This is a genomic window from Cuspidothrix issatschenkoi CHARLIE-1 (genome assembly GCF_002934005.1).
In the GTDB taxonomy this organism is placed as follows: Bacteria; Cyanobacteriota; Cyanobacteriia; order Cyanobacteriales; family Nostocaceae; genus Cuspidothrix; species Cuspidothrix issatschenkoi.
The window spans coordinates 1-10,771 of the sequence record NZ_PGEM01000224.1 but is presented as its reverse complement, the minus strand read 5'-3'; the positions used below and the strand labels follow the sequence as shown (position 1 = coordinate 10,771).

General features: G+C 29.4%; 10 protein-coding genes. 4 read left to right on the top strand and 6 right to left on the bottom strand.

The features are described 5' to 3' along the window. The 4 genes from CUN59_RS23000 to CUN59_RS22985 form a co-directional block, all read left to right on the top strand. On the top strand, window positions 1-298 hold a 298-nt coding region (locus tag CUN59_RS23000; RefSeq protein ID WP_207765461.1), incomplete at its 5' end, for a plasmid mobilization protein. Beyond that, window positions 280-1,290 carry a relaxase/mobilization nuclease domain-containing protein gene (locus CUN59_RS22995; RefSeq protein WP_104389579.1) on the top strand — a complete coding sequence of 337 codons (1,011 nt, stop codon included), beginning with the start codon at window positions 280-282 and terminating at the stop codon, window positions 1,288-1,290. The genes CUN59_RS23000 and CUN59_RS22995, both read left to right, overlap by 19 nt. A gap of 31 nt (window positions 1,291-1,321) precedes the next feature. Continuing rightward, window positions 1,322-1,798, top strand: coding sequence for a coiled-coil domain-containing protein (locus CUN59_RS22990; RefSeq protein WP_165790243.1), 477 nt, complete (start codon window positions 1,322-1,324; stop codon window positions 1,796-1,798). 786 nt (window positions 1,799-2,584) lie between these two features. Continuing rightward, window positions 2,585-3,430: a replication initiation protein gene (locus CUN59_RS22985; RefSeq protein ID WP_104389577.1), complete on the top strand. Its 846-nt coding sequence runs from the start codon at window positions 2,585-2,587 to the stop codon at window positions 3,428-3,430. 90 nt (window positions 3,431-3,520) lie between these two features. Here CUN59_RS22985 and CUN59_RS22980 read toward each other — a convergent pair whose 3' ends face one another. The 6 genes from CUN59_RS22980 to CUN59_RS22955 form a co-directional block, all read right to left on the bottom strand. Continuing rightward, the gene (locus CUN59_RS22980; protein ID WP_104389576.1) at window positions 3,521-4,438 is read right to left on the bottom strand and encodes a cation efflux transmembrane domain-containing protein; all 918 of its coding nucleotides are present in this window, start codon (window positions 4,436-4,438) and stop codon (window positions 3,521-3,523) included. 154 nt (window positions 4,439-4,592) lie between these two features. After that, on the bottom strand, window positions 4,593-5,921 hold the full coding sequence (potE, locus tag CUN59_RS22975; protein WP_104389575.1) for a putrescine-ornithine antiporter: 1,329 nt from the start codon (window positions 5,919-5,921) through the stop codon (window positions 4,593-4,595). A gap of 22 nt (window positions 5,922-5,943) precedes the next feature. Continuing rightward, window positions 5,944-8,118 carry an ornithine decarboxylase gene (gene speC, locus CUN59_RS22970; protein ID WP_104389574.1) on the bottom strand — a complete coding sequence of 725 codons (2,175 nt, stop codon included), beginning with the start codon at window positions 8,116-8,118 and terminating at the stop codon, window positions 5,944-5,946. Between the two features lie 356 nt (window positions 8,119-8,474). Beyond that, window positions 8,475-8,567, bottom strand: a complete 93-nt coding sequence (locus CUN59_RS22965; protein WP_133164063.1) for a type I toxin-antitoxin system Fst family toxin — start codon at window positions 8,565-8,567, stop codon at window positions 8,475-8,477. 340 nt (window positions 8,568-8,907) lie between these two features. Next, complete coding sequence (locus CUN59_RS22960; protein ID WP_104389573.1) at window positions 8,908-9,735, bottom strand: type II CAAX endopeptidase family protein; 828 nt, start codon at window positions 9,733-9,735, stop codon at window positions 8,908-8,910. A 28-nt stretch (window positions 9,736-9,763) separates the two neighbouring features. Then, window positions 9,764-10,330 (bottom strand): helix-turn-helix domain-containing protein, encoded by a 567-nt coding sequence (locus CUN59_RS22955; protein WP_243407010.1) that lies wholly within the window; start codon window positions 10,328-10,330, stop codon window positions 9,764-9,766. Between the last annotated feature and the right edge of the window lie 441 nt (window positions 10,331-10,771).

Here is a 10,771-nt window from a genome sequence, read left to right as displayed (position 1 = left end):
TTTTCGTGTGAGCGAATCCGAATATTTAAAGTTGAAACAGTCAGCTGAAACTTTAAATATGAGTGTGCCTTCTTTCGTTAAAAAAAAGGCACAAGGATCTCGATTAGTCGCACCTAAATTAGATAAAACAACGCGACAATCGATAGCCAAAGATTTGGGGAAATTAGGTTCAAATGCCAATCAGATTGCTAAATATTGTAATCAACATCAATATGACGCACCCAATTATGAGGCATTAGAACATAATATCCGCGAATTACGTGAAAGGCTTGATGAAATATGGCAACAACTAAAATAAGTGCAACCAAATCAACGTCACGTGCCATTAATTACGCTGAAAAACGAGCCGTTGAGAAAAGTGGTTTGAATTGTGATGTAGACTATGCGAAATCGAGTTTCAAAGCCTCTCGTGAGTTATACGGTAAAACGGATGGTAATCAAGGCCATGTGATTATCCAGTCATTTAAACCCGATGAAATCACACCAGAACAATGTAATCAGTTAGGTTTAGAACTTGCTGAGAAAATGGCCCCCAATCATCAAATCGCTGTCTATACACATAACGATACGGATCATGTACATAATCATATTGTGATTAATGCGATTGATCTTGAGACAGGTAAAAAATTTAACAACAATAAACAAACTTTACGTGATTTAAGAGATTTCAATGACGAAGTCTGTCTGGAACATGGTTTAAGTGTGCCAGAAAAGAACACAGCACGACTACGTTATACACAAACGGAAAAAGCAATCGCTAATCCTAATACGAAATCAACAGCCCAATATTCATGGAAAGATGAAATCAGAGAGGCGATAGACCAATCACAAGCCACGAATATGGACGAATTCAAAGACCATTTAAACCAACATGGCATTGAAATTGAACGTGTCACGCCTAAAAGCATTACGTATCGACACCGAGCTGAAGATAAAAAGGTGCGTGGACGTCGATTAGGAGAAGATTACAATAAAGGAGGTATCGAAGATGGCTTTGAAAGACAAATTCAACGACGACAACAACAAGAACGAGACGCAGACACCGACTTCCAGCCAAAACGACCAACTTCAAACCGTGATGAATCAACTAAACGAGATACAGGCGTCACTCAATCAGATTGGGACCAATTCGCCCAAGACACAAATGAGCTTGAGCGTCGCCGACAGGTTGCAGAATCAGCAAGACTTGCTGATGAAAAGGCTCGAAGAGATCGAGAAGAGAGAGCACGAGAAAAACAAGCGTCACGAACAATTATTGACAACGATCGAGACCACGGCCTCGAACTTTAACCAAGCAACGGAAACCAATGAAAAACGCTTTATGAGTGCAGCGAGACACTATGTTCAACGGATTGATACCGATAATTTAAAACAAGATTTCGAACAAGCGATACAAAAAGAACTTAATGATCTTAAAACGGAAACACAAAATGTAGTTAAAGAAGTTAAAAACAATCAAGCAGAACTTCAACAAGCCAATAGAGAATATAAAAAAACAATAGACGAGCGAATGAAAACCAACGAAACAGCCGTTAAACAATACGATATAGCGTTTAAGCGTCTAACCAAAGGGATTACAGCGATGTTTTTTATTGTTGCTTTAGTCATGGTCGCATTTTTAGTCTTAAGTCCCTTAGGCGACTTGTTAGGAATTCATCACTTTTATGAATGGATTAACTATGTCTTAAAAACAGGGCATTCCATATGGCGTTATTTGATCCTTATATTCTATCTTGTACCTTATATTTTATTTGGAATGCTTATATATATCATTTTAAGAGCGTATAAGAGCATTTAATTAAATAATGATGAATAAGTATATAATTAAGGATAAAGGGGCTATATAAAGCTTAAATTAGGCTTAAAATAAAAAAAGCTCATGTACACAACACAAATGTACATGAGCTAAAAAAACAAAGAAATTTTACCTGTCAAACTATGTTAATTTTAATATTATACTCTAAAAATATCTTCTAAAACTGATTTTAACGGCAAAATGTTTTTGTCGTTACTTTTAGTATTTTGTGTATTAATTAATATATATATTATTATGCCGAGAAAATTTATTGTGCATTGAGAAGACCCCTTAACTAAACTGGAACGACGAATGTCGGGATAGCGTGAGCTATTAACCCGACGAGTCGACAGTTTTCGGGTTTGTTAAGGGGTTAGAGGCTCAATGTCAATAAAGCAATTGGAATAATGCATTAAAGTTATATCACATATTGTTTTTTTCTTTTGAATTTGTGAGGGGTGAATTGCCCCGAACTTTTTAATATCTTTTTATAAATCTTTTTAAAACCTTTTTAGGTACCTTCCGAGTCTTAGAGCAACAAAGGATTTGAAATGCTAAAGGCAACTTTTTGTAACTATAAAGGCAACTTTTTGTAACTATAAAGGCAACTTTTTGTAACTATAAAGGCAACTTTTTGTAACTATAAAGGCAACTTTTTTTATAAAGGTTTCCTTTAGTGCTAATATAGTGTTATCATTACCTTAAATAAATATATGTACATGAATTAAAGACACCTTTATTTATTTTAGTGTCTTTAATTCTATTAATTGTTTAGGAGGTTTTACAAACATGTCCGGTGAAACTGTTGTCTATCAAAATGAAATGAATTTAGTTCCTTTACGTAAGTTTACTAGCACAGAGATCGATATATTTTTTAGTCTTTGTAATAAGTTAAAAGAACAAGATATAAAAGAATTAGCTATACCTTTTGAAGAGTTACGTCATTTAAGTAATTATTATCATCGTTCATTAAAACGCTTTGTTAAAGATTTAGAACATGTATACGATAAAATGTTAACTTTAACTTATACTGAACGAAGTGGTATATCTTTTAAAAAATTTGTATTGTTTACAGGATACGAAGTTGATGTTAATAAGCAGGAATTAATCGTAAGTATTAACCCAAAATTAAAGCACGTTTTAAATGAAATAACAGCTGATTTTACTAAGTTTGAATTAAAAGAAATGACCCATCTCAAATCAACGTACTCTAAGAATATGTTTAGATTATTAAAACAATATAAACACACAGGTTATTTTAAGATACAAATTGACGATTTTAGAGAGCGATTAGATATTCCTAATAGTTATCGTATGACACATATTAATCAGAAAGTATTAGCTCCTATCATTAAAGAACTAGATTTTATTTTTAATAACCTCAATATCAATAAAATCAAAGCTAAAAAAGGACGTAAAATTGAGTGGTTAGAGTTTACTTTTGACGCTGAGAAACGCATTCATAGTAAACGACAACCACAAATGGCGAGTATAGACAAAACACGACAATATACCAGCCGTGAAAAAACACCTAAATGGTTAACAGATCCTGATGAATATAAAGATAAAATTGACTCCGAATTTGAAAAAGATAGAGAGGAATTTTTAAAACAACTTGGAGTAAATTGGGAGTAATAAAAAATTAGCCCTTCAAATGAAGGGCTAAAACCATAATTAGTATAATTACATTGTTATTATAACATTTTACACTGATTAAAGAAATAACTAATTTATTTGTCTTGAATAATAATCTTCTGTAAAAGAAATATTTAACCATTTATCGAAATTTGTAAAGTTTTGATTAATTTCTTCAATTATTTCATTTCTGTATTCATCAGCCTGTTTAATATTTTGAATATAAGAATCTTTATTAACTATATTTTGTAAATCAATATAAATTACTTGTCCCATTTTAGATATTCTAATATCCTCATCTCTAATATTATATTTGAGGTTTTTTTCTTTTACAATATTATAAATATCATATTGTACTTCTTCTGAAGCAGACATTGATATAATTTCTTTACCGCTTTTATAAAGAAGTCTTATGGGCATAATTATTAAAATTAAACCAGCAATTAAAACTAAAACAGGATCTATATAAGGTATTAACCAATATAATCCAATATACTTGAATATAAACATTAAAATAAACCCCAATACTAATCCAAAACTTACGCAAGTATCTAATAACCATTGAAACATTTCTGCATATATTAAATCTGATTTTTTTCTATTTTTAGATAGCAATAAACAAATTATCCCACATCCTATAAAAGAAAAAATACCATAAAACAAACCTATATTAGCATTAATATCTCTACCACCTTGCATAATAGCGTAAATTGATGAAACTAATGATAATATACAAAGAAGAAGAAGAATAGAAGAATTAAAAACTATTGTAAGAGGTTGAAAAATATATTTACCGAATGGAAATGACTCACTACTAGGCTTTTTTATAATAATAGAAGTATAAAGTGATAACGTTGATATTAACAAGCTTAAAACAGCATATAATCCATCAAGCAAAACCATATCACTATTTGAAATAATACCTAAAAATATTCCAGTTACTGAAAAAATTAACGCTCCAGAAGTTGATATAGTGAGAATATGACTTATTTCATTATTTTTTTTCATGTTATCTTATCCTTTAATGTTATTAATATTTTTATTTTACTCCTATATCAACGGGGGTTCAAAATAAATATAATATATATCATAAAAAGCAGTCTAAGAAGCGTAGTTTGCTTCTTAGACTGCTTTTTATTTTATATAAAATCTCACAATGCTTTTATATATCAGTATCTTTAGATTTTCCTGTATCAAATCTATATGAGATTAATCCATAAAGAGTCCACCCAGCAAATGTGACTATAGCTCCATAATAAACAGCTATTCCACCTGAAGAGTAGATAGCATATAAAGTATATATACCAGCTAAAATTGCTATAATATTAGTCCATCTCATGGCTTTATTAGAAATATTTGTTGATGTTTCTTTTTGCATAGACTTAATACTTGCCATTGTCAACACATAAGGTACTGCATTGGTTACAACTGCTAAATTAACTAATATTGTAAATTGTTTAGATAAAGATGGGCTAACTGTCATTAATGAAATTAAAGTTTGTAATACAGTAATAATTACCATTCCAATTAATGGTGTACCATTTCCAATAGTTTTAGCAAAAACTTTTGGAAAATATTTTTCAACTGCTGAACTTCTAAATACTTCTGCAATAGTAAATTGCCAACCAATTAAAGACCCAAAACAAGATATTATCATTAAAGCAATAACAATATTACCAATAGTAGGATTAAACATATGACTAAATGCTAATCCAAATGGCGCACTAGATTTAGCTAAATCTTTTATAGGAGAAATACCTAAAATTACATTTGTAGATAAAATATACATAATTGCTGCACCTATAGTTCCACCCATTACAGCAATAGGTACATTTTTTTTAGGATTCTCTACAGCATCACTATTTGCAGCAGCAGATTCAAGTCCTAAGAATGCCCAAAGTGTTATAGAAATAGATTTCCCCATTCCTTCTATAAAACTATAGTTATGAGGATTCCAAGATGAAGCAAAGTTACTACCACTAAAATAGAACCATCCAACAATACTAATAAAGACTACTGGTAAAATAACGCCCCATACTGTAAATGAACTAATTCTACCTGTAATATTTGCTCCACCGAAGTTTAATATTGTTGCAACCCAAAGAACTACTATAGTCCATAGTGCTGTAGCAAGAGGTGATAAATGAACATTAAATAATACAGCAATATAACCTACTGAAGATATAGCAATAGCAGCATTAGCTATCACTAAAGAGAGTCCATAAGTATAATTAGTAAGGAATGCTCCAGCTTTACCAAACGAATATTCAGCATATCCCCCCATTCCACCACCTTTTGAACTATATAAACCAGCTCTTGCAAATATAAAAGCTAACATTGTAGCTCCAATTGTTGTTATAATCCAAGAAAGTATTGACATTGTACCAACTTGTGCAAGGTTAGTAGGTAACATAATAATACCTGAGCCCATCATATTAACAGCAGTAACAATAGTTAATTGAGTAACGCTCATTTTTTTATTTTCAGCCATAATAATGCACCTTTCTCATTTATTATTTATCTAATACATAACCGAATGCTTTAATTCGATCATTAACTTTTTCAAAATAAACACCTTGAATTTCAGGAGCAAATCCAGGAAATTCATTAATACCTTCTTCTAGAATTTTGAAATATGTTTTGGCTGTTTCATTCCATTTTTCTCCTGGTACTACACAGAAGATACCTGGTGGATAAGGTAATGCTCCTTCAAGAGCTATTTCACCTACAATATCATCCAAATCAACTAATTTAGCATTGTTTTTTAATAATTCAATATTTGCATCATAAGGTTTCATACTATATTCAGGTAAATAATCTTTTAAGAACATTTTCTTTTGAAATTCTTTAGTATTGTGTTCTTTATAAAAATCATGTAATTCTTGACATAATTCACAAATAGTATAATTTTTATATCTTTCGTAATTATTATAATATAAACGAGGTAAAACCACTTCTAAAGGTGCATCTTGGTCAATATATTTTTCAAATTGAATTAATTTAGCAATTAAATTATTCATTTTCGCTGTATCTTCAGCAGGAGTCATTAAAAATAGAATAGAATTTAAATCATTCTTCTCTGGTATAATTCCATTTTCACGTAAATAATTAGCTAAAATTACTGCTGGTATTCCAAAGTTCTTATAAGAGTCATCTTTAGAATTAATTCCTGGAGTTGTTAATAAAAATTTATTGGGATCAATATAATATTGATCTTTACCGTAACCTTTAAATCCGTGCCATTTTTCATCTGGATTAAATTTCCAATAGTCTAAATTACTTATAATTTCTTCAGTACTAGCTTTTTCCCAATTTTCACCATGAACTGTTTCTGGAATAAATGGTTTTATATACTTACAATTTTTTAAAATAGTTTTTCTAGCATTAGTAGAAACAGTTAAACAATCATTCCAAAGTTTTTCCCCTAATTTTCCTTCTTGCATTTTTGCATTTATATCTAAAGAAGCAAACAGAGGATAAAATGGTGATGTGGAAGCATATTGCATATATGCATTATTGAATCTTTTATGATTAATATAACGTTTTTGTCCTTTAATATGTTTATCTTTTTTATGAATTTGAGAAGCTTGAGAAAAACCAGCTTGTTGTTTATGAGTTGATTGTACAACTAAAATACCAGGGTCATTTTCGTCCAAGTCTAATAATAAAGGTGAAGATTTTTTCATTAATGGAATAAATTGTTCATAACCAACCCATGCTGAATCAAATAAAATGTAATCACATAAATGACCAATTTTTTCTACTACTTTTTTGGCATTATAAATTGTTCCATCATAAGTTCCTAATTGAATAATTGCTAATCTAAATGGTCTTTCCCATTTAGCTCTCTCTGGATCTACTTTAGCAGCTTGTTCTCTTAAATATTTTTCATCAAAATCTTCTTCATAGATACCACCTATAAAACCATAAGAATCTCTTGAAGTTTGCATATAAACTGGACGACCGCCATCTTTAACAAGTGCTGAATTATAAGCAGATTTATGATTATTTCTATCAAATAATACTAAATCATCTGGCATTATTGCAGAAGTTATAGCGATATTATTAGATGTTGTAGAACCATTCATAACAAAATATGTTTTGTCTGCATTGTATACTTTAGCAGCATGTTTTTGTGCTTCTACAGCCGGTCCTTCATGAATTAAAAGATCACCTAAATCTACGTCTGCATTGCAAATATCTGCTCTAAATAAATTTTCTCCAAAGAAATTATAAAATTGTTTTCCCGCTGGATGTTTAGTAAAATACTGTCCTCCTTGATGTCCAGGACAATCAAATTGGATATTACCTCTTTCAGAATAATTAACTAATGTGTTGAAAAATGGAGGAAGTATATTTTTTTCATATTTAGATATTAAATAATCTAATTTTTTTGAAACATAGTCTATATTGAAATTATTAATATCAATAATAAAATCTACAGATTCAAGGTCTATTTTATTATTTGAATGTTTATTATTAATATTTTCGTAATTTGTAACTAATAATACAGGAATATCCAATAGTTCTTCTTTTAACGATTCTAAGAAAACGTTTTCATAATCCATTAAAATTATTGCGCCTACATCAACAAAATCTGTACTATTATCATGAATTGATACTATTTCCCTATCACTATTAACGTAATCTCTAGCTTTTTCAGAAGCTGCAACTTTTAAAAAATTCATAATAACTAACCCCTTTTCCTAATTTTAAATACTTTAGTTATCTTCAAGACCATAGTACTACTTTCAGAAAAAATTGTTAACACTTTCACAATAAAAATATGAAAATGTTTAATAAATATCATTATATATCACTTAATTTTCTAAAATTATAATTAATTATCTAAAATATATATTTTTTGTAACGAGAAATAGGAAGAATATTAAAATCTCATAAGATATAACTAAATATGAATAGATGATTTTACAAAAAGCATAAGAAAGTATATACTAAAGTTAACAAATATTAAACTCATGAATCACCAAACCCCAACCTACTGTCATAGGTTGGGGTTCTTTAATGGTGAGGCTATGTCGCCTTATTTATTTCGATTGTTTAGCCAAAACGTAAAAAACGAAACAATGCATCCTGAAATAATAGGAGCAATTATGCTAACAAATATTAAACTCATGATTTCACCCCCTCCGTCGAACAGTTCGTCGGAAGTAAGACGACTCACTCATTATAACAGAATCTTTTTCTAACATACGAGTTCGTATAACGTTGTACACTGCACTTAAATACACCACATTGTCATAAATAAGTATACGAATGAATAATAATTTGTGTGGTTTACACTTGTGTCATTTAAACAAGTGTAACTTACATAAATATACAAAAGTTCTCTTCATGAAAATGCATGAAAACGTGTGGTTAAGGGTATGTATAAAATGTGAATAGTCCATGAATTCACATAAAAGGGAGAAACGCTGATTTAACGGCGTTTCTCCCTTTTCCTTTAGTTAACATAATTAGTTATTATGGGTAGTGCTTTTGTATGCCTTATTCATTTTCACAAGCAACATCAATGCTAAAATACTCAAAATTATTATTCCAACTATTCCTGTTGGACCGTAAATTAGTGAGTTAAAGTCATCCTTTTTAATAGCAAATATATAAACAGTAGTTGCAAATTGATTAAAAATACCGTGTAAAATTGCAGGTATAAATATAGTTTTCGTTTTGATATACGTATAATAAAGAATAATTCCTAATGGCATACACATAGCTATCATAAAAAAATTACCTAAAACAGGATTATTAGGATAATTGTGTCCTTGTAAAATAAGTGGTAAATGCCATAATCCCCATATTATACCGCCGATAAATAATCCCTTATTTGTCCCTAATTTAGCTATTAGTTGAGGATACATAAAAGATCGCCAACCTAATTCTTCACCTAAATATGCTAATAAACTAATTAATACTCCAATAGTTGTATTAATCAACAGAGACATTAATAATTTATAGTTGATCTCAAACGAATTTAAAAATTGATTAGGATTTATAATATAAGAGATTACATAAATTAAGATCATAACACTTACCATCATAATGGGATAAATAACCCAATGCATACGCTTTCCAATACGTAACGAAAAAAATTCGACAAATTTTTTGTTTGTTTTATAAAAACAACTCCAAACAATAATGGCAGATATTGCAGGAAATAACATTATTAAATTAGATAGTATACTTTTATCATTTATAAAGTATATTACGCCTCCAAAAATATAAGTAATTCCAAAAACGATGATTATATAAATTATAAGTGGTGTTGTTCTATAATTTTTCTCCATAAAAACTCCTTAATATTATAATTCTAAATTATCCTAATGATTTTCTTATACTTTTATAGTTATACTTTAAATAATTCTTTAAAAAACCAAATGAAACGTAAATCAATCTTTTTAATAAAGGAATAGAAAATAAACCTATACCAAAGAAAAATATAGTTAAAACTAATTGTAAAAAATCAAAGTCTTGTATATCTGTTATAACAAAAATAACAAAAATCAATGGACTAAGAATCATAGTTAATGATATCCCTAATAACATTATAAAAAGCACGCTAAAAAATAATATAACTAAAGAAAATAAAAATATATTAAAAACTAATGATCCAAATAGAGCGAAAAAGTTTACTCTTTTCATATTTTGCCTTTCCTTATTTTCAAATACTGTATTTTTCACTAAATCATTTAATGATATGTCATAAATTCTACTTAATTCTTGAATAGCATAGATATTCGGTAATGTTTTACCTTGCTCCCAACGAGAGATAGTTTGTCTTGTTACATATAATTGTTTGGCTACTTCAGTTTGCGTTAATTCCTTTGCCAAACGTGCAGATTTTAATTTCTCAGATAGCATATTTTTCTCCTTATTTTTCATATCCTTATAGTCTCACAATAAATATAAATTAAAAGAAACAACCCTGTTACATTATTAATTAATAATGTGTAACAAGGTTATAACATTCTATAAAAATGAGATAACAATTAAAAATACACAAATGTTATTATAAAATTTAGAACGAATTTGCGACCGCTTTTTTAATTGCATAGGATTATATTTTGAACTATGAGTGGCTAACATTTTAGCCACTATTTTTTCGTCAGAAAAAATCCATAAGGGGCTTGGGGATGTTCCCCAACAAGCTGGCGCGTCTGCCACGTTAGTGGCTAGCAAAGCCAATGCTTGCCAAACCACATAACGACTTGATTAATTTTGCTTTATCCTATAAAGTAAAATTATATTAAGGAGTTATCTTTCGAAGAAAGCGTGGTGGGATTGATGAGCGAACAAAAAACATTTGTGGCTAGCGACGAAACT